Annotated in this window: 19 protein-coding genes and 6 pseudogenes; 11 read left to right on the forward strand and 14 right to left on the reverse strand. The window is 69.2% G+C overall.

Annotated features, from left to right (window positions below; translation table 11 throughout):
* From OP79_RS45705 to OP79_RS45725, 6 genes and pseudogenes are all read right to left on the reverse strand, one after another.
* Positions 1–343 (reverse strand): annotated as a pseudogene (locus tag OP79_RS45705) (helix-hairpin-helix domain-containing protein); the annotation flags it as partial.
* A gap of 161 nt (positions 344–504) precedes the next feature.
* A complete protein-coding gene (locus tag OP79_RS45710) occupies positions 505–738 on the reverse strand; it encodes a hypothetical protein (RefSeq protein ID WP_033329109.1) in 234 nt (77 codons plus the stop codon).
* 323 nt (positions 739–1,061) lie between these two features.
* On the reverse strand, positions 1,062–2,114 hold the full coding sequence (locus OP79_RS45715) for a hypothetical protein (protein ID WP_033329110.1): 1,053 nt from the start codon (positions 2,112–2,114) through the stop codon (positions 1,062–1,064).
* A 1,210-nt stretch (positions 2,115–3,324) separates the two neighbouring features.
* Positions 3,325–4,242, reverse strand: a complete 918-nt coding sequence (locus OP79_RS45720) for an acyltransferase family protein (RefSeq protein WP_051745684.1) — start codon at positions 4,240–4,242, stop codon at positions 3,325–3,327.
* Between the two features lie 53 nt (positions 4,243–4,295).
* A complete protein-coding gene (locus tag OP79_RS50855; RefSeq protein WP_157857508.1) occupies positions 4,296–4,511 on the reverse strand; it encodes a hypothetical protein in 216 nt (71 codons plus the stop codon).
* 68 nt (positions 4,512–4,579) lie between these two features.
* Positions 4,580–5,233: pseudogene (locus OP79_RS45725) on the reverse strand (DUF4394 domain-containing protein); the annotation flags it as partial.
* Positions 5,234–5,243: 10 nt separating this feature from the next.
* On the opposite strand from OP79_RS45725, the gene OP79_RS45730 reads away from it, so the two are divergent.
* The 3 genes from OP79_RS45730 to OP79_RS45740 all read left to right on the forward strand — a co-directional run bounded on the left by OP79_RS45730 (position 5,244) and on the right by OP79_RS45740 (position 8,443).
* Entirely contained in the window at positions 5,244–6,488 is a 1,245-nt protein-coding gene (locus OP79_RS45730) for a PucR family transcriptional regulator (RefSeq protein ID WP_033329111.1), read from the forward strand.
* 27 nt (positions 6,489–6,515) lie between these two features.
* Complete coding sequence (locus tag OP79_RS50860) at positions 6,516–7,616, forward strand: hypothetical protein (RefSeq protein WP_051745689.1); 1,101 nt, start codon at positions 6,516–6,518, stop codon at positions 7,614–7,616.
* Between the two features lie 212 nt (positions 7,617–7,828).
* A complete protein-coding gene (locus tag OP79_RS45740; RefSeq protein ID WP_033329112.1) occupies positions 7,829–8,443 on the forward strand; it encodes a TIGR02391 family protein in 615 nt (204 codons plus the stop codon).
* A 175-nt stretch (positions 8,444–8,618) separates the two neighbouring features.
* Here OP79_RS45740 and OP79_RS45745 read toward each other — a convergent pair whose 3' ends face one another.
* The 3 genes from OP79_RS45745 to OP79_RS45755 form a co-directional block, all read right to left on the reverse strand.
* Positions 8,619–8,804, reverse strand: a complete 186-nt coding sequence (locus tag OP79_RS45745; protein WP_033329113.1) for a hypothetical protein — start codon at positions 8,802–8,804, stop codon at positions 8,619–8,621.
* A 178-nt stretch (positions 8,805–8,982) separates the two neighbouring features.
* On the reverse strand, positions 8,983–9,519 hold the full coding sequence (locus OP79_RS45750) for a hypothetical protein (protein ID WP_033329114.1): 537 nt from the start codon (positions 9,517–9,519) through the stop codon (positions 8,983–8,985).
* 416 nt (positions 9,520–9,935) lie between these two features.
* Complete coding sequence (locus tag OP79_RS45755; protein WP_245685691.1) at positions 9,936–10,952, reverse strand: sigma-70 family RNA polymerase sigma factor; 1,017 nt, start codon at positions 10,950–10,952, stop codon at positions 9,936–9,938.
* A 244-nt stretch (positions 10,953–11,196) separates the two neighbouring features.
* Here OP79_RS45755 and OP79_RS45760 point away from each other — a divergent pair, with 244 nt between their 5' ends.
* From OP79_RS45760 to OP79_RS45770, 3 genes and pseudogenes are all read left to right on the forward strand, one after another.
* Complete coding sequence (locus OP79_RS45760; RefSeq protein WP_033329116.1) at positions 11,197–11,988, forward strand: SDR family NAD(P)-dependent oxidoreductase; 792 nt, start codon at positions 11,197–11,199, stop codon at positions 11,986–11,988.
* Between the two features lie 34 nt (positions 11,989–12,022).
* Positions 12,023–13,135: pseudogene (locus OP79_RS45765) on the forward strand (IS630 family transposase); the annotation flags it as partial.
* Positions 13,136–13,373: 238 nt separating this feature from the next.
* Positions 13,374–15,140: a DUF2207 domain-containing protein gene (locus OP79_RS45770; protein WP_033329117.1), complete on the forward strand. Its 1,767-nt coding sequence runs from the start codon at positions 13,374–13,376 to the stop codon at positions 15,138–15,140.
* A 149-nt stretch (positions 15,141–15,289) separates the two neighbouring features.
* Here OP79_RS45770 and OP79_RS45775 read toward each other — a convergent pair.
* From OP79_RS45775 to OP79_RS57665, 3 genes and pseudogenes are all read right to left on the reverse strand, one after another.
* Positions 15,290–15,805 (reverse strand): annotated as a pseudogene (locus OP79_RS45775) (transposase); the annotation flags it as partial.
* 126 nt (positions 15,806–15,931) lie between these two features.
* Positions 15,932–16,594 carry a Type 1 glutamine amidotransferase-like domain-containing protein gene (locus tag OP79_RS45780; RefSeq protein WP_033329118.1) on the reverse strand — a complete coding sequence of 221 codons (663 nt, stop codon included), beginning with the start codon at positions 16,592–16,594 and terminating at the stop codon, positions 15,932–15,934.
* A gap of 175 nt (positions 16,595–16,769) precedes the next feature.
* Positions 16,770–16,940: pseudogene (locus OP79_RS57665) on the reverse strand (IS6 family transposase); the annotation flags it as partial.
* On the opposite strand from OP79_RS57665, the gene OP79_RS45785 reads away from it, so the two are divergent.
* Positions 16,908–17,765 (forward strand): GOLPH3/VPS74 family protein, encoded by an 858-nt coding sequence (locus tag OP79_RS45785; RefSeq protein ID WP_281194375.1) that lies wholly within the window; start codon positions 16,908–16,910, stop codon positions 17,763–17,765. The pseudogene OP79_RS57665 and the gene OP79_RS45785 sit on opposite strands and share 33 nt — an antisense overlap.
* Positions 17,766–17,804: 39 nt before the next feature.
* Here OP79_RS45785 and OP79_RS45790 read toward each other — a convergent pair whose 3' ends face one another.
* Positions 17,805–19,256: an outer membrane protein assembly factor BamB family protein gene (locus tag OP79_RS45790; protein ID WP_078492467.1), complete on the reverse strand. Its 1,452-nt coding sequence runs from the start codon at positions 19,254–19,256 to the stop codon at positions 17,805–17,807.
* 292 nt (positions 19,257–19,548) lie between these two features.
* On the opposite strand from OP79_RS45790, the gene OP79_RS45795 reads away from it, so the two are divergent.
* The 4 genes from OP79_RS45795 (at position 19,549) to OP79_RS45810 (ending at position 22,726) form a co-directional block, all read left to right on the forward strand.
* Positions 19,549–20,208: a hypothetical protein gene (locus OP79_RS45795; RefSeq protein ID WP_033329121.1), complete on the forward strand. Its 660-nt coding sequence runs from the start codon at positions 19,549–19,551 to the stop codon at positions 20,206–20,208.
* Positions 20,209–20,598: 390 nt separating this feature from the next.
* Positions 20,599–21,141 (forward strand): AfsR/SARP family transcriptional regulator, encoded by a 543-nt coding sequence (locus OP79_RS45800; RefSeq protein ID WP_281194377.1) that lies wholly within the window; start codon positions 20,599–20,601, stop codon positions 21,139–21,141.
* Positions 21,141–22,265 (forward strand): hypothetical protein, encoded by a 1,125-nt coding sequence (locus OP79_RS45805; RefSeq protein WP_033329123.1) that lies wholly within the window; start codon positions 21,141–21,143, stop codon positions 22,263–22,265. The genes OP79_RS45800 and OP79_RS45805 overlap by 1 nt, the downstream gene beginning before the upstream one ends.
* Positions 22,266–22,414: 149 nt before the next feature.
* Entirely contained in the window at positions 22,415–22,726 is a 312-nt protein-coding gene (locus tag OP79_RS45810) for a transposase (protein WP_033329124.1), read from the forward strand.
* Positions 22,727–22,893: 167 nt separating this feature from the next.
* Here the strand turns inward: OP79_RS45810 and OP79_RS58765 are convergent.
* Positions 22,894–23,012 (reverse strand): annotated as a pseudogene (locus tag OP79_RS58765) (NADPH:quinone reductase); the annotation flags it as partial.

Genomic DNA, 23,012 nt, shown 5'->3' on the forward strand with positions numbered 1-23,012 from the left:
CGCAGTCATCGGCGGCGTCGGTGGTGGCCACGGCGGGCGGGGTGGCGCCGGGTTCGGTCATGTTCACCCCGGCTGTGGCGAGTTTGTCGATGAGCGGGGCGAGTTCGGCGAGTTCGGCGACGATGGAGGGGGCCTTCTCGGGGCCGATGCCCTCGACCTGCTGCATCGTTTCGGCGTCGGCGGCGCGGACGTGGTGCATGGTGGCGAAGTAGCGGGCGATGCGGCGGGACATGGACCGGCCGGTGCCGCGCACCCCGAGCGCGCACAGCACCCGCGACAGCGGCTGGTCCTTGGCCGTGCCGAGTGCGGCGAGGAGGTTGTCGGTGCTGGTGGCACCCATCCGCGTGACGCGGACTGGGTGCTTGTACACACCACGGAACCTAAGACTGCTTCAGGCCGCGCCCGCTGGCAGGTCCCGGTGAATGATCAGCCTGCACGACGGCACGGCCGCGGGGCCCCCGCCGCAGGAGGGGCGACGGGGAGCGGCCGGCCGGCGGGCGGATCTCAGGCGCCGAGCCGGGTGCGCAGCAGTTGCTTGCCCAGTTCCGCGCCCTTGCGGCTGTCGGCCTGTGCCTTGCGGAACAGTTCCACGACTTGTGTGTCGTTCTCGCGCTGGGCGTCCTGGAGGTAGGTTTCCAGCCGCAGAGCGTTGCTCAGACATGCCTCGATGTACCAGATCAGGTTGTAGTCCTTGTCCTTGGTGCCGGTGACCTCACCGGTTTCCGTGTTGCTGGTCATGGCGATCCGTCCTTGAGTGTCGTGGAGGGGCTGGGCTCGCAGTCGGCCTGACTTGCCCGGGTGGGCCGGATCGCCAGGCCTGCGGGTGTGGGGCCTTGGCGATCCGGCGGCCGCGGCCGTCTGCAGGTACCCAGGGTCAAAGCGGCCAAGCCGCGCCGCATCGAGGTCTCAGCCGGAGACTGACCTCCGGCTGGCGTGTAGGCCCTGAAGCCTGAGTGAGGGTCACGCTCCAGGGCCTGCTCATTGTGTCCCCGTGCGCGCGCCTGCAGCCTGAGGGGCTGCCTGCCTTCACCCGCCGGCGGCAGCATGCTCGCCCGTTTGGCTTACTGGGCGGTGCGTGCTTCGGCGGCGGAGATGACCTTCTGGCGCTGCTGGTGGCGCCGTTCATACTCCAGGGCCTGGCGGGCGACGCTGGAGGGGACGTTCTGCAATTGGGCGGTGATCTCGTTCGGGCCCATGGTGTCGTAGCCGTCCCAGGGCTGAGTGCCGCGCAGCTGCTCGATGGCGTCCAGGACCGGACGCCGGGAGCTGTGCGTGCGTTCGTATCCCTCGATGACCGTCAGGTCCGACTGGGAGAGTGTGCGCAGCTGCTGGGTGATTTCGTCGATGCTGAGCTGGCTGAAGCGGGCGATCGGCAAATCTTCCTCCCGGGTCACCGCACCCTGGACCTCTTCGGCCGTCCGGGTCGGATCGGGCATCTCCCGCACCGCGCCCTCGGCGGCGCCCCTGGCTCGTCGGCCGCCCCTTTGGGCGACGTCCCGCGCCCGGTCGGCGGCGGTTCGCATGGTGCGGGTGGCCGCGTCGGCCAGGCCGCCGCCGTTCTCTCCGCGCAAGCCGTTGGCGGCGGCCGCCACGGCCCGCGCGTGCTCGGCGACGCTGTCTTCCAGCCTTTCGAGCAGTTCCTCGTCCTGGCGGCGCAGCGTGGCGAGCAGGTCGGCGGTGGCCTGGTCATGGACTTCTTCCGCGATGGTCTGTCCGGCCCGGCTGGCCGCCAGCGCCCGGGCGGTGACCGCGTACTCGTCTTCGGCGTTCCTCAGCAGGCGCCGTTCGTCCATCGGCTGTCGGCCGCGCAGCATTTCCGTCACGATCACGGATCCGATGGTCAGCGGCAGCATGGCGGTGCGCACGGTGCTGCGCGCGATGAACCGCGCGATATCGACGCTGTCCCCGACCAGGCCGCGGGGCCGCAGCTCGCGCACCTGGTGCTCGATGCGCTGAAGGCTGTCCCGGACGTCGTTCACCTGTTCTTCGAGCATGTGCCGGTAGGGGCCGGGTGGCGTGATGGTCGCATCGGCCCGGAAGCGGTCGACGACCGCCTCATGCGCCTGGCGGGCATCGTCCAACGCCGGTACGACCGCGTCCGTCATCACTGTCATGGGGTGCTCCATAGGTCAGGCGGCCGGTCCGGCCCGCCGCGCATCGGGAAGCGGCTGCCCGCCTGGTCATTACCGCGGCCGGGCAACCGGGGACCATCCTTAAGGATGCCGAGCAAGATCGCCGGGAGGCTGGGCCCGTTCGCGTCCGTACGGCTATGACCCGCCCTGGTCGCCTGTTGCCCCTGTTGCCCCTGTTGGGCCCAAGGCAACAGGCTCGGAAGACAATCTGTCTTCTTCCGAACCGGCCCTGTTCATGGCCCGGGGCGGGCTCCGTTGTGAGGGGTGGCGTGTGGGCTGAAAGGGTGATGACGGCGGATGGGCTGTGTGGAAAAACCCTCATCACGCGTTGATGCAGGCGTGAATCCTCGCGTTGACGACGCTGTGCCCCATGCGGCACCGCCCGGGCTTACTGGCTCCCGGCCCGAGCGGGATGACCTGGGTGCCGGCGTCAAGCGTGACGGCGGGTGGAGCCGGGCCGTGGTGGTCATCTACGCAGCGGTGCTTGTTGCAGCCGCTGTGGTGCTTGCCGTTGCGGACCGGCTCGCTTGAGAGATTCAGACATGGCTGGCCAGAGCGGGCCAGATGGTCCGCAGGCAGCCGGGTACGAGGCGGGTGTGTGCCTGCGTGACCAGCTCGCCGAGGTGATCGCTTCCCTTCGCTTGCAGACAGCGGTGATGCTGTCGCTGGCCCTCGGCCGCGTGAATGGAGCCGGCGCCACCGGGCAAGAGGGCGACTCATCACCTGCCTCGCAGCCCGGGGGATGAGATGACGCCTTGGCGCGCACCGGTTTGGTGCGAGCGGGGCAGCCCGGCCAGCGTCCCTTCCCCTGCGGTCGCCTCCAGAGGTCTTGAGAGGCTTCACGGGCCCGCGCGCCACCCACCGCTCGGCGGCCCCGGGTTCTATCGAGCCATGACATGCCCGGGGCCGCCGTTCACCGGCCGGTTCAACCGGATGAGGGGTGCGGCCCGACCTGCACCAGCGGGGAGGCAGGCTGCGGACCGCCGGCACGCTGCACAAGCCGTTGGAGGCGTGGAGACGCCGAGCATTGTCCCAGGTGCGGTCTTGTGTGTCGCACGTGAGTCGACATCCTCGGGAGCTCGGGGGCGTCGTGGCCGACCTCGGCGTAGAGCCGACGGATCGAGCGGACCAGCTCCTGCCGGTCAGTCAGCGACCCGTCGCATCGCCCGGGGCACCGCACCGGCGGTCCGGCTCAGTTGTGCCGCCGGCGGGCGAGCCGTAGCACGGCGGTACCCGCGAAGTAGGCGGCGATGGCCGGGCTGGGCAGGCCGGCGGGATGGTGATTTCCCGGTTCGGCCAGGGCAATGCCGAGGAGACCGGCCAGCACACCGACCGTACCGGTGAGAGTGAGCAGGTTCGGCAGTACGCCGGTCGCTTCGCCCGGCCCGGGATGAGGACCTCTGCGTCGCTCGATGCGTCCGAAGACGGCGACGAGCACCGTGAGGACCAGGACCAGCACGAGGAGCCAGGGAATGCGCAACGCCAGCCAGGACGGTGACCCCGGTGGCGGCTGCGGCAGCAGCCCGGTGGGATGCAACGCCAGCACGCCCAGCACGGCGGCGGTCAGGTGCCACAGGAACAGCGTCATGATCACCGAGTTGACCGCCACCACGGCCGTCCACGGGGCCAGGCGGCGCAGCCACCGGCGGGCCGGGGCGTACAGCAGCAGCGCCAGCCCGGTCTGGGCGGCGGCCAGCGCCATCAGCGCCAGCGTGGGAGGCGCGGTGTTCTGGATCTCCTGCCCCGCCACCGCGACCATGCTGATCGGATACGGGCCGAGGACCGTCAGCAGCACCAAGGCGCCGATCCCGGCCAGGGCGAGCGGCAGCGCGATGCCGCGCCGGTCGGGTAGTCGGCCGTCCTGCCAGGCGAAGCCAAGCTGATGCATGGCCAGCCAGGCGAACAGGAAGTTGGCCTCTCCTACGTAAGGGATCCGCAGCCCCAGCCGTGCCGCATCACCCAAACCGACCAGGAGGGTCAGCACGATCGGTACGGCCAGCCCGTATCGACGGTGCAGGGCGAGCATCGGCGGGGTGAGCACGATCACGGTCAGATAGGCCGCCAGGAACCACAGCGGGACGGCGGCCAGCCAGACGGCGGTGCCGATCATGCCGGGATCGACGCCGAGCGTCCTGGCTAGATGTAGGACGACCGGACCGGTGGCTACTGGCTCTCCCGGCTGGTGAGGTACGCCTGTCGCGGCGTCCGGTCGTCGAGTGCCTGGTGGGGGAGGGTGTTGTAGGTGTGGCGGAACTGGTTGATCTCGACGGCGAGGGCATTGCCGTCGCCGATGATCGCGCGGTAGGTGCCGCCGCGGAAGCATGGGCCGTTGTCTGCGGCAGTGACGGTTACGGCGAGGAGGAAAAGGGACGAAGCCACGTGCCCGTGGCGGTGACGCGCCGCGGTCCGGTGGTGGCCGGGCCGCGGCGAGGACATGACCGACGGGATCAGGTGCCGGTGAGGGAGATGGCCACGTCCGTGATGTTCAGGGGGAACTTGGCCTTGGCGGCGTCGGTGGCCACGAGGGTGGCTTGGCCGGTGAAGACGTTGATGGTGTAGAGGGAGGGCGTGCCGGCTCCAGAGGGGGTGAGGGTGGCGAAGGCGGTGTTGTCGACCGTCTTGCCGCCCGACAGGGTGCTGAAAATGTCCATGCCGGCGTTGATCCCGGCATCGATGCCGAGGTTGCCGGTCGGGGCGAGCGTGCCGTTGTTGGCCGGGGACTGGATGACGACCTGGTCGGTGGTCGTGTTGATGTCGAACAGCGTGGTCGCGGTGGTCCCGTCGAGGTCGTTGTTCGTGTAGGCAGCGGCGGAGACGCCCTTGGTCGTGCCCTCGATCGGCGGGGTGGTGAGGTTCAGGTCCTGGATGGTCGTGTGGTCGTTGAGGTTGTGCCGCAGGTTCTGGCCGTTGTCGCTGATCACGCGCAGCCGGTCGGCCGCCGGGTTGAAGTCGACGCCGAAGTTCGTGCCGTTCAGCGCGTACTGGAGCTGGGACACCTTGGTGACCACGACGTCCTGGGTGCCCGTCGGGATCTTGATCGTGTAGATGCCGCCCTTGTTACCCACGCCGTACATCAGGCCGTTCTGCACCCGGAATGACATGCTCGCGTCCATGGGGAGCCTCTTCGCCGAACTGGCCCGGCAGGCGTCGACCAACGCCCGCCGCGAGGTCGAGACGTACAAGCGTGAGATCCCGGAGTTCGGGTTCCTGGACAAGGACTCCCGGGCCCGGGCCGAGACGCTGGAATACTCGATGTGGTTCCGGCGTCGTACCGTCGAACTGTCGCCGGACAACAGCGAGTTGAGCGGCGACGACCTCGGCTACATCGCGTCGATGGGGGAGCTGCGGGCCAGGGCCGGAATGTCGCTCGACGCGCGGCAGCGGGTGCTGCGCGTGCACACCGAGCTCATGCTGCGCGAGATCAACGAGGCGACCGAGGCACAGCGCGGCGGCGGAGTCGACGAACTCATGCGCATGATGGCCTGGTTCGCCCCGCAGGGCGAGCGCGGCATCGGCGCCTACCGCCAGGGATTCGTCCGTGTACTGCGCCGCCGAATGCCGTATGCCGAGCAGGTCGCCCTGCTGACCCGGTCATTGCTGAACGGAGATCCGGTATCGGCGGAAATCGCCGCGGCCGTCGACATGGAACTGCCCGATTACTTCGCCGTGACGGTGTTCCGGCTGCCGGACCTGCCCGCCGTCGATCGTTTCCTGGAAAACGAGATCGAGACGCTGGTGAAGAGCCACCAGGTGCCGGTCATGTGGGGTCCGGACAACGGAGACGGTAGCGGTGAGCTGATGGCCCTGGTCCCCCTGATTTCCGGTGCCGCGGAAGCGGAAGACGTATCGCCGCACACCGTTCCCGACCTCTTGCCCGATCGCACCCCCAACCACTTGCCGGATCTCGTACGGGACTTCGCCCGCGCCCTCGGCCGGCCCTGTGCCGTCGGTACGGCCACCGCCCCGCTGTCCGGGCTGGCCGATGCCCTGGACAGGGCCCGGCGGATCAGCCGAGCGGCCCCGCTGCGCCGGGCGGACGCCCGGCTGCGGCCGCACACCCTGGCGGACGTGTTCGTCGAACTGGCCGTCGCGGACGTGCCGTTCGTCGACGACTGGCTGAGCGCGGTGGCCCGCCGGCTGGACTCGGGCCCGGACCTGCTCGTCACCCTTGACGCGTACTACCGCCACGACATGCACCGCGGCGCCACCGCGACCGCCCTCAACGTCCACTCCCGCACCCTCGACTACCGCCTCCGCCGGGTGCGGGAACTCACCGGCATCGACCCCGGTTCGACGCGGGGTGTGCGCACGCTCAGCGCGGTCGTCACCCGGCGCCTGTCGGGAGCGTGGCGCTGAACGCATCGGGCGCGCCGGGTTGATTCCGTGGTCGTGGTGACGCGGGTGTGCCGTGAGATCGCCGACCTGGCCGGGGTGAGCGAGGAAACCCAGAGCCAACTGCACGCCGCTGTACGGGACGCGCAAGCCTGGCTGGAGAAGCAGGCCGAAGTTCGCCGAGACCTGTTCGCCCGCTTGGACCAGGCGGTGACCGCACAGAACACCGCGCAGGTGCGCAAGCTCCTGGTCCGTGTCAACGCGACCGCCGCGCACGACCGCACCGAGACCGAGGACCGGATCGTGGGCGCCGCCGCCGACTTCCTGTCCGCTCGCACCCGAGAACAGGAAGCCTTGGAAGCGGAGCGGGATGCCAAAAAGGCCGCGGAGAAGACGGCGGCGCTGACAGCGCTCGCAGCATCCCACCGGGTGCACCGGATCCTTCACGATCTACGCCGCCACCCTCGTCGCCACATGTCGAAGGCGACGCTGCGCACCCAGGTGCAGTCGCTCATCGAAGCGGCCGCCGAGGCGGGCAAGCACATCACCCCATCCCAGACGCGGGAGATCGACCGATGGAAGAACCGTGCGGGCCTCGGACACGCCGGGGCCTCTGCTCCGGCGGTTCCGGCACCGTCCCGGGGCGAACACACGACGTCGTCGAAGCAGCCGGCGAACTCGCTGACAGAGACGGCAGAGCAGTCCGCGATCACGATCGCGGTGTGGGTGTGGGTGTGGGTGTGGGTGTGGGTGTGGGTGTGGGTGTGGAAGGATCACTACGGCGGTCTGCACGCCACCGCCACCCAGACCCGCCCGGAAGCATCCGTACGGTACGTGCCGCTGCCCCATGACGCGGGCCCGCTGCAGCGCCTCTACGGCAACCTCACCCGCATGATCGCCGAACGGGAAGCAGCCGACGGCCCCGTGCACACCAACCGGGCTTCGCTGAGCGTGAGGGTGTGGGAGACGAGCAGCGGACAGCTGGCCGCCACGCTTACACGCCGCAAGGGCGCCACCGTGGCGACCTTGACGTTGCCGGCCGGACTAGAGCCGCTGCGCCAGTTGCACGACAAGGTGGTGGCGCAGATGAAGGCCCGCAACATAGCCCGAAAGCCGTGGGCGAAGCGCAACAATGCCCGAGGCAGGAACTGAGGCGACGGATGACGGCTTCACGCCGTGAGGCGGCCGCCCGGGAAAGGAAGCCTCGGTGTCGGTGCCGCGCCGTAGCGTGTGGCCCTATGAACTTTCAGTACATACCGCCGGTTCCGGCAGAGCAGATCCGGCAGTTGCCGACTCGGGATGTCGCGCTCCTTCTTCTGTAGCACCTCGCCAGCGGGACCGGCTATCTGCAGTAGGTGGGGACGATGAACTCGGCACGTCAGGCGTTCCAAGATGAGCCGGACACGGTCGCGCTCGTGAACCGTTTGTCCGATGCCTGGTGTTGGCTGGAGGCGCATGCACTGCTGGCCCGGGAGCCCAGCCAGTCCGAGGCGTTCCGTCGGATCTCTCGCGATGGCATGGACTTGGCGAAGAACCCGCAGGGCATCACACGGTTCGAGGCCCGTGAGCGGCTGTCCGGCCCGCCGCACCCGGCGCTGGAAGGAACGGTGCGCACCAACTTTCACCTGGGCGACTACGAAACGGCGTGCTTCGCCGCGATGAAGGCGGTCGAGGTCGCGGTCCGGGACGCTTCCGGACTCGACAACTCCCTGGTCGGCGTGCCCTTGATGCGTGCGGCGTTCCAGCCGCACAAGAACGGCAAAGGCGGGCCGCTCGCCGACGCGGGAGCCGAGGGCGGGGAGCAGGAGGCCACGTCCACGCTGTTCGCCGACGCCATGGGCGCGTTCAAGAACCCGTCCAGCCATCGCACCGTCGACTTCGACGACCCGATCGAGGCGGCCGAGATCATCCAGTTCACCGACCTGCTGCTGCGGCAGGTCGAACAGGCCAAGCGCCGCCAGGCCGTGGCGACGGCGTAGGGCAGAACGTGGCGTCGAGCGGAGCCGGGATGATCCGTTCCGGCCCCGTTGCCGTTTCTACCGGTTGTCGGGGTTATCGGGGTCGCCGGGGTCGTCCTCGCCCTGGAGGCCGCGGCCGCGTGGGGAGCGACCGCCAAGAATCCCCGGTTGATCGCGTGCGACGGCGAGCGGGAGGTCAGTCCAGGCCGGGCGGGGGTGGGTCAGCGGAGAAGCCCCGGAACATCTCCAGCGTCCACGTCACGTCCGCGAGGTCTTGGGAAACCCGGGCCTCATGCGCTTCCAACAGGGTGATCTCGGCGGCCAGTTCGTCGGCCGACAAGCCTTCCGCCCATGCGAGATACGCCGCCGTCTCCTCATCCACGGCCCCAGTGTGCCGCAGCGTATGGGCCCTCGGCAGTCCCCCGATCGGCTACGGATCAGCTGGTGAACCCCGTACGCGACGCAGCTTGTGACGCTGTCGTCAGTGCGTGTTTCTGATCCCCGGTGCGTCGAGCGGCGCTTCACCTTTCCGCGATTCTCATCTGGGCCCGACGCTGTCCCTAGGGCTGATCAACGGTGTGTTCCTTCAGGAAGGCCCCTGCGTAGGCTGCCGCCTCTTCCTTCGTCGCGTACGAGGTGTCGCCGTCGGGCGTGCCGTGTGTTCCGTCGGCGCCCTCGCCTGTCCACCTCCAGCCGCCGGACGAAGGCTCTTGCGTCAGTTCGGCCGTTCCACCGAACAGTTCGAGTACGGCGCTCGTGTGCGCTGCGGTGGTTGCCGGACGGCTGATGGCATCAGGCCATTTCTTGCGGGCGCCTTGCCGGGTGATGCCCCAAACGGCGCCCAGTTGCTCGTAGCTCGCGCCGTAAGACCCGGCGGTTCCCGCTGCGATCGCCGTCAACCGTTTGACCTCCGTGTCCATCACCTTCCATGCGGCAAGGACGGACAGCGCCACTTCGACCGGGTCCGCCTCCCACATGCGGTCCCCTGGCAGCCCTGACGTGCGGGAGCGCATGGCGGATGCGAGCGGGTTCAGGGCGTCGTAGAGAGCCTTGTCGAGCTCTACCTGTTCTTCGGGAGTGGTTTCAAGCGAAGTCATGCGACAACTTTAGTTACCCGCGATGAGGATTGTAAACAATAGTTTCCGGCCGAGGGTGTGAGTCATGCACCGTCAGCCTTGAACTGAGGGCCAGACTGGACCGTCGCAGCAGCTTGCCAGTCCTACGGCTTCAAGTAGACAGGCTCTAGCAGCGTCAGCTGGCCTGCGCCGGCTTCCTTGTCCAGCTGGGGGTGGCGCCTTTCCGGGCCAGGCGCCTGGTCATGAGGGTGATGGCGGCCCAGGCGATCAGGGTCTCGGAGTGCTGGCGGAAGGCGTTCGTAGTCACGGACCAGGCGGCGGGAACTCGGCGGACCGCCGGTTCGAGGGGGCCTTCGCCGCCCAGGTGGTGGTGCGGCTGGGGTGCACGTCGCCGGAGTGTGTTCCGCTGTCGCGCACATCCACCGCTCGGAAGCCGGCTATCGGCTCGGGAGCGATCGCGGCAGCCCGAACGATGGGAGCACACTGGTCTCGAAGTGGGTCATGGCGCAGATCCGGTCGCCGGTGAGGGTGAGGACGATGAGGCCGGTCCCGTGGCGGACGCCGGTAGGGGCGCGCAGGTAGGCTCCGAACGCCGGTTGACCGTTGGCTCGGGTCGGCACGAGGTCGAACCTTCGGCCCGCGCCGAAGATGCTGGCGCAGAAGTGGGCCGCGACGTCTGGGCCTTGGTATTCGAAGGGCATCGGCGGCATCGACATGAATACGTCGTCGGTCAAAAGGGCCACCAGCGCGTCGACATCGGCGGACTCCCACGCGCGGACGAATTTCGCCACGAGCGCGTCCTCGGCGGGTGAGTCGCAGGCGGGAGCCGGTTCGCGCTCGGCGGTCGGCGGCGGCCGGCGCTGCAGGCCAGCGCGGGCACGTTTAAGGGCGCTTTTGACCGACTCGACGCTCGAGCCCAGCATGTCGGCCACCTCGTTTGCGTCGAATCCGAGGACGTCGCGCAGGATGAGGACGGCGAGCTGGCGAGGCGGCAGGACCTGCAGTGCGGTCACGAAGGCCAGAGAGATGGATTCGGTCTGCTCGTAGCGGGCCTCCGGGCCGAGCGGCACGCCGATCGCACCCTCGAGGAGGGCGTCGGGGAACGGCTGCAGCCAGACGACCTCGCCGAGCCGGGTCGGCTCGGGCGGTTCAACATTGGGCACATCCCACTCCTTGGCCGGGCGTCGGCTCGCCGAGCGGCGCGCGTTGAGGCACCGGGTGGTGGCGATCCGGTAGAGCCAGGTGCGGATCGAGGCGCGCTTCTGGAATCCTCCGATGCCTTGCCAGGCGGCCAGCAACGTGTCCTGCAGGGCGTCCTCGGCGTCCTGGAAGGATCCGAGCATCCGGTAGCAGTGCACCTGCAGCTCCCGGCAGTACGGCTCGGTCAGCTCCCGGAACGCCTCACCGTCCCCTGCCCGCGCCCTTGAGATCAGGTCGGCTGTCACCACCCTCACCTCACCTTCTTCCCACGCCGTGTCGCACTTCCATCCTGTATGGACACCGGCAGAGGGGCGAAGGGGGCGGCTGATGGGTGCCCCCTTCCCCGACGTCGCGGTGTCTACATCATCGACGGCTCGGACGATCCGGTCGCCGGCTGATGTCGAAAGCCCAGCCCCGCGCAGATGAGTCCCAGCCGTCGGTCGTCACTCATGAGGTGGGCAGGTGTGACCACCCACTGCACAGAAGGGAACCAGAGAGATGATGCTGAAGGACAAGGTTGCGGTGATCTACGGAGCCGGAGGCGCAATCGGCAGTGCTGTCGCACGCGCCTTTGCGCGCGAGGGGGCCGAAGTTTTTCTCACCGGGCGCCTCCAAGCACCGGTCGAGGCGGTTGCCAAGGACATCGTTTCTGCCGGCGGATCCGCTGAGGCGGCCGAGGTCGACGCGCTCGACGAGCAGGCCGTGGACAGACATCTGCAGTCCGTGATCGATCAGACGGGCCGCGTTGATATCTCGTTCAACGCGGTCGGCATCCCGAATGCACAGATTGTGGGTTTCCCTCTGGCCGAGCTCGACACCGGGCAGTTCTCCCTGCCGATCACGGCCTACGTCACGTCCTACTTCCTGACCGCGCGCCTGGCCGCACGGCACATGATCCCGAACAGCTCGGGGGTGATCATGACCGTCACCGCGCTCCACTCGCGGACGGGCCTTCCATTGGTGGGAGGCTACGGTCCGGCGCAGGCCGCCAAGGAGGCACTCACTCGAGACCTGTCCGCCGAGCTCGCGCCTCAGGGCATCCGCGTGGTCGGTCTGCGCCCACAGGGCATGCCAGAGACACGCACGATCAAGGAAGCCTTCGAGCCTCGCGCCAAGGCAACGGGCATGACCTGGGAACAGTGGCGGGAGTTGCTCGCCAGCAGGACCCACCCGCGACGGCTCATGACGCTCGCGGAGATGGCTGACGTTGCGGTCTTCATGGCCTCCGACAAGGCGAGCGGGATGACGGGCACTACCGTCAACCTGACCATGGGCAGCCTGGACGACTAGTGTCCTGCGCCAGTAGTTGATCGTTAGTTGGTGTGTGACTTCTGCTGCTGGTGCGTCAGTTCCTCGTCGGGGCCCGAAACTGGAGCCGTTGCTGCTGTCCGATGAGGAGTGGGCGGAGTTGGAGCGGTGGACGCGTCGGGCGACATCGGCCCAGGCGCTGGCTCTGCGGGCGCGGATCGTGCTGGCGTGTGCGGGTCCGGAAGTACCGCCGATCGTCGCGGTCGCCCGGGAGTTGCGGGTGACCGCGGACACGGTCCGCAAGTGGCGGCGGCGCTTTATCGCCGAGCGGCTGGACGGGCTGGCCGATGAGCCACGGCCAGGCCGGCCGCCCACCATCAGCGTCGACCAGGTGGAAGCGGTGGTGGTCACCACGCTGGAACAACTGCCCAAGAACGCGACCCACTGGTCCCGGAAGTCGATGGCCCAGCACAGTGGTCTGTCGAAGTCCACGGTCGGCCGGATCTGGCGGCAGTTCCAGCTCAGGCCGCATCTGGCGGACACCTTCAAGCTGTCGACGGACCCGTTGTTCGTGGAGAAGGTCTACGACGTGGTGGGGCTGTACTTCAACCCGCCCCAGGGTGCGGTGGTGCTCTCGGTGGACGAGAAGTCGCAGATCCAGGCCCTGGACCGGTCCCAGCCGGTGCTGCCGATAATGCCGGGCATGCCCGAGCGGCGCACCCACGACTCCGTGCGCAACGGCCTGACCACGCTGTTCGCCGCCTTCGACGTCGCCACGGGTGAAGTCATCACGGCCCTGCACCGCCGGCACCGGGCCGTGGAGTTCAGGAAGTTCCTGATCAGGATCGACAAGGAGGTGCCCGCGCACCTGCAGATCCACCTGATCGTCGACAACTACGGCACCCACAAAACCCCTGCGATCAAGGCCTGGCTGGCCAGACACCCGCGGTTCGAACTGCACTTCACCCCGACCGGCTCTTCTTGGATCAACCAGGTCGAGCGGTGGTTCGGCTACCTCGCCCACCAGGTGATCCGCCGCGGCGCACACAAGAACATCCAGGCCCTCGAAGCCGACATCCGCGCCTGGGCCAAGGACTGGAACGAAGACCCCAGGCCGTTCATCTGGACCAAGACCGCCGAGGAGATCCTCGACTCCCTCGCCCGCTTCTGCCGACGGATCTCTGGCGCAGGACACTATAGGACTCCGTTAGGTCTTCCCGATCATGTTCGCGGTGAGCATGTTGGTGGGATAGACATGCGGCAGGTTGCTGAGTCCGGAGTAGGCTGCGGATCTCCGTGGGGCGGCTGGGGGGTTGTCCCGGGACTAGTGGGGGGTTGTCTTGAGCGGTAAGAGCGATAGAGCTGACAAGGCGAGACCGGCAATCGGGACGGCGGCGCGTCGGCGTCGGCGCCGCAGCCTGATCTGGATGTTCTTCATGGTGCTGCTGCTCGGCGCGGTCGTGGGACTCGGCGCACTTGCGGGGAACACCGAACGGGTCAACAGGATGTGGGTCAGCGCCGAGATCGCCAAGGACGGCAGCGCCCGCATCACCGAGGTGATCGACTACGACTTCGGGTACCCCGAGGCCTCCCGGCACGGCATCTACCGTGACATCCCGGGCCTGACCTACGAGGATCCGGACAACGAGGTCAGCGCCACCGTGGACGGCGCCCCTGTCCCGTACGAAGTCACATACGGTGAGACGACGGACCGCAGCATCAGGGTGGGTGACCCCGACAAGACGATCACCGGGCTCCACCGCTACCGCATCCAGTACACGCTCCAGAACGTCGCCCCTGACGGCAAACTCGCCTGGGACGCGGTCGGCACGGGCTGGAAGACCGACCTCGACAACGTCGAGATCCATGTCGTGGCCCCGTACGACCTCACCGGCACGCGTTGCGTGCAGGGCAGGACCGGTTCCCAGCAGAGCTGCACTGCCGCCGAGCCCGAGCCGGGCCAACTCGTCGTCACCCTCGACAAGCTCAAGGCGGGCCGAGGCACCACGCTGTACGCCTCCGGCGCCGTGAGTGGAGCCGCCGACCGCGTGGCCGCTCCCGTACCGCCCTCGGGGGCGGCCGACGGTGACCCGATCGTGTACCCGCTGAGGACGATTCTGCTGGTGGGCGGCCTCGCCCTGGGCAGTGGCCTGCTGACGGTCGGGCTGCTGCGTCTCGTCGGCCGCGACCGGCTTGCGACGGACGGGCCCGCCGGTTCCCCGTCGGGTACCGGTGGTGGTGGCGGGGAGCGGCGCGTCGACATCGACAGGCTCATGGCCTCGCTCACTCCGACGTCCGTGCCTCCGGAGGGCTTGAACCCGGCGCAGGGCGGCATCCTGCTCGCCGAGCAGGTCGAGCCCCAGCACCAGGTGGCGTGGCTGCTCGGTACGGCTATCGACGGTTACGTCGGTATCGAGGGTGACGAGCGGTATCCGACCGTGCGCCGGAACGCCGAGCGCGTGCCGGCGGATCCGGACACCGAGGCCGTGCTCAGTGAAATGTTCGCGGGCCGCGAGGAGTTCACCCTGGGCCTGCGCGACCAGCGCTTCCAGACGGCCTGGCAGAAGCTCGGCACCCAGATGGAGGAGTGGCAGCGGACCAGCGGCCTGTGGGACCCGGCCGGCGAGCGGCGTTCCCGCAAAGGGAAGCTGATCGGGCTGGCTGCCACGCTGCTGGGCTTTGCCGCCGCCATCGGCGGCAGCGTGCTCAACGGCTCGACGAACCCGGCGGGTTGGCCCATCGCCATCGTGGGCGGGCTGGCCGTGGGCACCGGTCTCGCCCTGAGGCGCCGCTCGTGGGAGCTGCAGTCCCGTACTGCCCGCGGCACGGCCCTGTTGCTCCAGGTCGAGGCGTTCCGGCGCTTCCTGGCCGACTCGTCCCCGCAGTCGGCCGACGGGACGATCGACGAGGACCAGCTGGAGCTGTACACGGCGTGGGCGGTGGCACTGGGCGAGGTGTCCGGCTGGCAGCAGGCAGTCGCCGCGTCGACGGCGGCACCCGCCGCCACCGGCACCGTCCGCCGCTCGACCGCGCTGGCACGGTACGGCCCGGCGCTGGCGGTGGGCCTGGTCGCCGCCGCGACGGTCTCCGGCACACCGCCGTCCTCCAGCGGCTCCGGCGGCGGCTCCGGCGGCGGTGACTCCGGCGGCGGGGTCGGCGGCGGCGAAGGGGGTGGCGGCGGAGGTTCGTGGTGACCTTCCGCGCGCGGAGGCATCTTCCGTAACTCATGCGTCATGGCCGTCCAGTAGGACTCGTCAGGTCCGTCTGGATCTTGAGAGGTGGCGTCTGCCGGACGTTCTCGGTAGGGGCTGATGGCAGGTGGTGCAGGTGCTGGTCCAGCAGTTCAACAGGTCTTGGACGGCGTCGAGGATCTGGTAGAGGGTGAGGCTGGTATGGCGGCTTTTGGGTGCAGTCGTTGCTCGGTAAGGAACGCGTGGGCGGCGGTGACCAGGGTGGCGTGGTGGTGCCAGCCGCTCCAGGAGCGTCCTTCGAAGTGGTCCAGGCCCAGGCCGTGCTTGAGTTCCCGGTAGTCGTGCTCGATGCGCCAGCGGATCTTGGCCAGGCGGACCAGTTCGGCGAGGGGGATGTCTGCGGGCAGGTCGGACAGCCAGAACCGGGTCGGCTTGCTGTCACCGTCCAACCATTCGGCCAGCAGCCACACTTCGGGCAGGACACCGTCCCACCGGCCGTGCTCGGCCACCGCGGCGGCCTGGGCCAGGCGGCGGGAGCGCACCCCGGCCGGCCTTACCCGCACCGCCAAGAAGTGCGAGCGCATCGGGCCGCGGGAGTCTTCCCGCCAGGTCACCTCGCTGAACGCTGGGCGTCCGGCTGCCAGGGCCAGTTGCGCTACCGGCACCGGCGGCTGAATCCTGACCCAGCTTGGGCGGTCGAGTTCTGACCCACCGGGTCTGGTTGCCGGTGTTCAGTCGGTGTCGTGTGCGGCGGTGGGGACGCGTCCGAGCTGGCGTCCGCGCATGCCGGGCGGCTATGACCCGAACTTCGTCCATTGCCCTTCGGAGACCACCTCGACGTAGCCGTCGACGACCTTGATGGCCGTCTGTTCGTCGATGGCGTAGGCCGGGACGCCGATGTCGGCAGCCCACCGCTCTGCGTCAGCCAGGGTGTTCTGTGGGAAAGCGTCCAGGTGCGGGAAGATCGAGAAGTCGACGACTCCCAGAGTGCGGTCGTCCGGCGCGGACGGCCACTCGACGAAGTACGCTCCGATCCGGGGCGTCATCACCATGCTTCCGGCACTCACTCCCACCCAGACCGTGTCGGGCAGCGAAGGCAGCAGATCGGCCAGCCCGGACTCCCGCATCCAGTGGCACAGATAGGTCGCGTCGCCGCCGTCGACCAGGAGCACGTCGGCCTCCCGGATCCAGGGGACGTATCGCTCGGCGCCGATGGTGGGCAGTGCGGTGAGCTCGAGGACACCGAGCGACGCCCAGCCCAGGCCGGACAGGTGCTGCCACGTGGGCTCGGCGGCTGCGAAGCCCTGCACCGATGTCGGACCGCACATCGGGTGACCCCACTGTGCTGTCGGGACGCAGAGGGCGTGGCACTCGGCGATCGGCTTGCCGAGAAGCTGCACGAGCGCCGAGTGGATGCTTGGGTTCGTGACGCCGCCTGACGTAAGCAAGAGCTTCAAGGTGTCTCCAAATTCGCGCGCGGAAGGTGGATGTACCTGAAGACTTGGGACCGTGCTGGAACTCATCGTCGTTCGGCAACCTCTTCAGAAGTTCCCGGGTCTGCGGCTCGACCGCGTCGACCGCCGAGCCCTTCGGCGACCGGGAGTAGACCGGCGGACGGTCCGTGGCCAGCACCCGCTTCACGGTGTTCTTCGAGATGCCCAGCTGCCGGGCGATCGCCCGGACCGGCATCTGCTCCTCGACCTCACGCAACGACAGCGGGAAGCGGAAGTACAGCCACACGCAGTGCGAGATGACCTCGACCGGGTACCGGTGCCCCTTGTACGACGGCGACACGGCCCCCACGAACAGCCCCCTCCCGCACGATCAACCAGAAGATCATCCCATCCAGTCAACCAACGTGACAGCGCCGACAGACCGCCCACCGCCCTCCCCGAGGACCTGCTTCTGCTGTTCGTCCATCCGCGCACCACGGTGCTGAAACAGCCTCAGCATCTTCGCCGGCTCCTGGGCGGAGCGGTCCTCACCGAACTGCTGCTGTCCGGCGCGATCAGCGTGGACGACACCCGGATCACCGTTGTACGCAAGGTTCGGCCGGCCGACCCGTTGGCCAACCGGGTGCTGAACCGGCTTCTGCGGACCAAGAAGAACTCCGATTCCATGCAGCTCGAGCGATGGGTGCGCAGGGCATCTTCCGACCCGGTCGACCCGGTCTATCTGGGCACACTCGTCGACCGGGGACTGGTGGACCGCCGGACCCGCACCATCATGGGCCTCTTCTCGTCGACGACCTGGAGCGCCGTGGAGCCGGGCTGGGACGAGCATCTGGTCGCCCGTATCGATCGCGCCGTACGGCCCAAGGCACATGAACCGGTGCCCGGACCGCCGGACATCCGCGGCCCGCACCTGGCGGCCCTGGCCGGGGCGAGCCGGCTGGACCGCCGCCTGAACGCGAGGTGGCGGCGCTTGGGCATCCGGACCCTGATGGAGGACCTCACCCGCTCCACACCGATCGCCGACGCCACCCGGAAGGTCATCAAGGCCGACAGGGCCCGCCGTGGCAGCGGTCAGTGGAATCCGGGCGAGTGGACCAGCCCCACCTCCGGCAACGAAGGCTGGAGCGACAGCGGCGGCGGTGGAGACAGTGGCGGTGGCGGTGGCGGTGACTGACCAGGTGCCGGAGCTCTCCGGCACCTGTGACACGGGGGTTCAGGGCGCCGGGTGCAGCACCCATCCCGTGGCGCGGTCGAGTCCGAAGAGGCCTCCCGTGAACGGATGGAGAGAGGAGTCCGGGCCGGACGAGTCCTCGATGTGGAGCCGGTCGGGGACGTCGAGCCGCCACAGCAGGCGTCCCTCGGCGGTGAGGTCGTACGCGTACAGCGAGGCCTGCTCGCCGTCCGGCACCCACGGCAGGACGTAGGCGACGGTGTCGGTGAGCACGGCCTGGACGTGAGGGGCGGGAAGAGGGATCCGCAGCGCCGCTTCGGCGAGTGCGGGAGTGTCGCCCCAAACCGTCAGGGCGCGGGCGGACCAGTCGCCCTGGTCCAGAACGGCGGCCATGACGCCGTCGTCGGCGCGCACGATGTGTTCGAGTTTCTGGCGTGCTCCGTCCGGGGCTGCCGGGACCGGCTGGGTCCTTTCGATGCCGCGCGGGCCGGTGAACGCCAGCCCTCCGCGGTAATGGACGAGCATGCGGTCTTTGCCCAAGGGGTGGACCGACTGCACCCGGCCGGGAAGGCTGCCCCTCCAGACCTTCGTGCCGGTGGCAGCGTCCAATGCCGTCACGACATGGTCCGTCGACGCCTGGACGACGACCCGGTCCCCTGCCAGGAAGACCGGGTCGGACACGGTCTTCCGAGGGTCTCCCAGGCGGGCTCCGGTGTCCGTGCGCCACGCCTCCCGGCCGCTGCCCGCCTCATGAGCGAAGACTTCCGACCCCAGCCGCCCGTAGACGCGGGCGCCGTCCTGCGCGTAGTCGGTGGTACGCGCACGGGCCAGCCGCTCCCCAGTTGCCGTGGAGTAGATCTCGACGTGGCGGTCCGCGACGGTCGACGAGCCGCTCATACGCGGCCTCTTCCTGGTGCGGGTGGCGACGAGCACACTGCCGTCCGGCGACAACTCGACGTGCTCGTCCCGGTCATAGGGACGCCAGGTGCAACTCAGGAGCACCTTGCCCTTGGCGGACAGCAGCCGGAACTCCGAGCGGCGTGCCTCGCCTTGCTGGTGATGGGCGCTCGCGATCAGCGGCCCGTCGTCGCCCGCCGGCGCGGCAAGGCCGACGAGCGCCGATTCGGGACGGAACGCCTCCCCGAGAGGGGTGCGCCACCGCTGGGTGACGCCTTCGTTCTCCATCCGGCCGGCCAGGAGGTCCCCCTCGGAGTCCACCCGGTAAACGCCGGGCGCCCCGCCGCCAGCGGCGAGCACCAGTGACGGCCCGCCCGGCAGCGTGGTGACCGACCGTGGCCGCGTACGCAGTCCCGGTGCAGCCTGCGCGGGCAGACCGGTGCGGGCGCCGGCCACATCCACCACGGCGGCACCGCTGCATCTCAGTGCGGCTGCGGGCGGCTTCTGCGTCGTACAGCCGGTCAAAGCGACCAGAAGACCGGCGGAAGCTGTCGCCACCTGCCGCCGCACGCGGCCTCTACGAACCCACGTCTCCATGAAATCCCCCTCTTTTCTCACGGCATCAAGCCGTCCTGGTCAGAACGTAGTCATGGCGGATCGCCCGCACATCCTGGGCGTCGGTTCTGGCGGGGAACTGGGAACGAGCGTCCCAGCAGGTTCCCAGAGGGCTTCCAGTCAACGGCGGCACTGTCCAAGGTGAAGACGGTCGATGCCGCACGTGATTGATGCTGCCTCACTTCTGGGGGCGAGCCTCTCGCCGAGTGCCGTCGTTTGGCCGGTATCGATCCGACCGGCGGGAAGGCCTCCGGTCCTCAAGGGGGAGCCGTTCATGCGCGTCCAGCGTTTTCCTGCCCTTACCGCGGCCGTACTCGGCCTTGTTCTCCTGGCCGGTTGCCGGATTGACGACGTCGAGGTCGCTCCCGCCGCCCCGTCCGGTGCCTCGGCCGACGCGGATTCGACCGCCGGCCCGACACCCGCGGAGGCGGCCGAGGGCGCCAGGCCGTCCGTCACCGTGGGCGGACAGCGGGTGGTCGATGCGGTGACGGCGGGTGGCCTGTCCAAGGTGACCGGCGAGGGCGCGGCGAGCGATACGGTCATCGACCCGGGGGAGATGCGGGACGGCATGAACCTGGTGGTGAACAACTACGAACCCCCCAACGGGGAGTGGTCCGACACTCCCGTCCTCGTCGTCGCGGTCGACCATGTGCCGGAACCGACCACCAAGCGCCGTGAACACCTGTGGCGGGACATGCTGGAGCACCTCCAGTGGGACTACGACGTGCTGGGCCGGCCCGACGCCCAGCCGGCCTACGACGCAGGCCCCCTGGGCGGCTCGGTGGAATGCATGCCGGTCTCCCTCGCCGAGGACGGTGACGTCATCTGCGGCTGGGCCGACGCCACCACCGCCGCAGTCGCCCGCTTCCCGAACAGCACACTGCCCAAAGCCTCCAGACTGTTCGTCTCGATGCGCGCCGACCTGGAGAAGTAGGAGGTACTTCTCGGCGCCGCCCCCCGCACGGCGCCGAGAAGCCGTCCGGCACAGCGGCGACCCGCCCCGAGCGTCCCCCCACGGGTCCGGGGCGCGGCGTCGCGTGCCATGCCCTAGGGTTTCCGCCGGCTCTGGGAGAACGCTGGGAAGCTATTCGGAAACGGAGAATCCCCTTCCCAGCCGATTCCCAGCCCATGCCCGGCCGACAGGACCCGCCGGGCCTCGACGCTCTCGTCACTACGCGCCTGAACTGGGGGAACCGCATCCCACCGCCATGCGTGTCCGCATAACGACGCCGTTTCCGGCGGATACGACTGCTCTGGCGCGCTTGCCTGGCATGAGAGGAGGTGGGGCATGTCAACAGGGCTCCGCATCGGTGTACTGGGTCCCATGACGGCCACCGTGGACGGTCGAAAGGTGGCACTCGGAGGACCGCGGCAGCGTGCGGTGCTTGCTGTGCTTATGGCAGCTCGGGGCCATCTGGTCACCCAGGACGCGCTGATCGCCCAGGCCTGGGACGAGCGGCGCGCCCCTTCCCCGGCGACGCTGCACTCTTATGTCGCGGCGCTGCGCAAGGCCCTGGAGCCGGGCCGCGAGGCCGGACAGACCGCAGGTGTTCTGGTACGTGAGCACATCGGCTACGCACTGCGCATCAGCCAGGACGCCGTGGACGCGGAGCGCTTCACTGTCCTGGCCGCGCGGGGCGAGGAACTGCTGCGCGGCGGTGACGCCGAGCGGGCCGCCACCGTACTGGGCGAGGCCCTCGCTCTGTGGCGAGGGCCGGCGTACGCCGAGTTCGAAAGGCACGCCTTCGCCCTTGTAGCGACGCGCACAGCACGGGGCCGTCCCGCACGGCGGCTCCGACACGATGGCTCGTCGACGGGGGCCGAAAGAAAGCACGCGGCGAAAAGTAGGGGGAGCGGATGGAATTGATGACCAGTCACGGTGATGGCCGCGACAGCGCCGGGCTGCCGCACGCTACGGCGGCGGCGTTCTCGCACCCGCTCACCCGCCGTGCCTGGATGCGCTCCCGGTTTCTGCACTATGGGCGCCACCTCGGGTCGTACGTCCTGCTGGCGGTGGGTTTCGCGCTGATGCAGGCGGTGACCGGGGCCTGGGCGCTCACCATGGGGTTGGTCATCTCCACGGTGCTCATTGTGGTACCCGGCCACTGGTGGAACTGCCGCCACGCCTCCGCCAACCCCTGCCGCGCACGGCTCATCCTGGAGCACTACCCGTGGCAGCTCTGCCTCATGGAAGCCGTGCCCGAGCCGGACGGGGCCACAAGGTCGGACGGGGCCACGGAGCGGAACAGGCCTTCCTTCCGTCTGACGGATGCGGCGGCCCCCGAGCGGACCTGGACGCACAGCGTGCCGGGTCCGGGCCGGGAGGATTCGTCGGTAAGGGCGCTGTGCCATCCGCGAGTGCTGGTCACGGCGGCCGCCTCCGCGGGCGCCGTCCAGGCATGGTTCGCCGGTGACCTGCGCTTCGGGGGTGTGCTGTCACCCCCTGGCGGCGGGCAGCCGGTCCTGCTGCGCGCCCGTACGCGGCGCGGCCTGAAGGGGGAGGCCAAGGCGGCGCCCCCGGAGCACGACGTGCTGGCGATCCGCGCCGGTCTGCTGGACTTCCGCGACCTGCCCAAGAAGCACCCCCTTCGACGGGAGTGGGAGACACAGGACGCCGCGGCCGCCATGCGCGGTACACACCGAGTCGCTCCGCCCGGACCCTCCGCACCTCCCACGGCGACGGCACTGCAGCGAAGTCCCGTACTCCGAACCGTCGTACGCACCGTCCTCGGTCTGGGGGGTGTGCTCTTCCTGCTGCTCGGGGTGGGTCTCCTCGTCGGGGCGGCGCTGCCGGACGGCGCAGGGGTGGCCATGCGTCTGGTGCTCGCCGGTTCCGCCCTGATGGCCCTGGCCCCGGCACCACTGAGCCTGGCAGGCGCCCGCTTCGCGGGCTCCGGGCGCGGGTGGCCGCCGCGGTGGCCCGGACCGGTGAGTGCGGCGTTCCTGGCGGCAGGGCTGCTGCTGCTCTGGCTCAGCGGTCTCCAGGACTGAATCAGACAGGCACACGGACAAGGGCGGCGCCGGGCCCTGGGGACTGCGCCCGGGGGCTCACAGACCTGGCTCGCATGAGCTGAACCGGATTTTGTAGCGGCCCTGAAGCCAGGCATGATCGCCTCGGCAGATGGGAGAACGCAGGTCCGATGCCTGCACCACGGAAGTACCCCGACGAGCTGCGTGAGCGTGCCGTCCGCGAAGTCCAGACCTCCGGCCGTCCGGTCGCTCATGTCGCGAAGGACCTGGGCATCCACAAGGAAGCCCTGCGAGGCTGGGTCCGCCAGGCCGAGGTAGACAAGGGTGACCGGCCTGATCTGCTGACCACCGCCGAGCGGACCGAGCTGGCCCAACTCCGCAAAGAAATAGCCGAGTTGCGTCGGGCGAACGAGATCCTGAAGGCCGCCTCGGTGTTTTTCGCGAAGGAGATCGACCAGCCCCGCACGAGGCTGACGCGGTGATCAATCACCTCCGCGACGACTTCGGGGTCGAGCCCGTATGCCGGGAACTGGACCTGTCGGTCTCGGCATTCAACGCCCGCCGAAGGCGCCCGAAGTCCGTCCGGCGCCTGCGCGACGAACAGCTCATCGAGCACATCCGCCGCATCCATGACACGTCCGGCGAGACCTACGGAGCCCGGCGCATCCACCTGGTGGTCGGGTACGAGGGTGTACTGGGCGGCGGTGCCGAAGGGGCGGTAGGACTGGGCGCCGTATACCCAGACCCGTTGTCCGACGCGGTGGGCGT

It is taken from the genome of Streptomyces yerevanensis, assembly GCF_000716805.1.
Classification (GTDB): Bacteria; Actinomycetota; Actinomycetes; order Streptomycetales; family Streptomycetaceae; genus Streptomyces; species Streptomyces flaveus.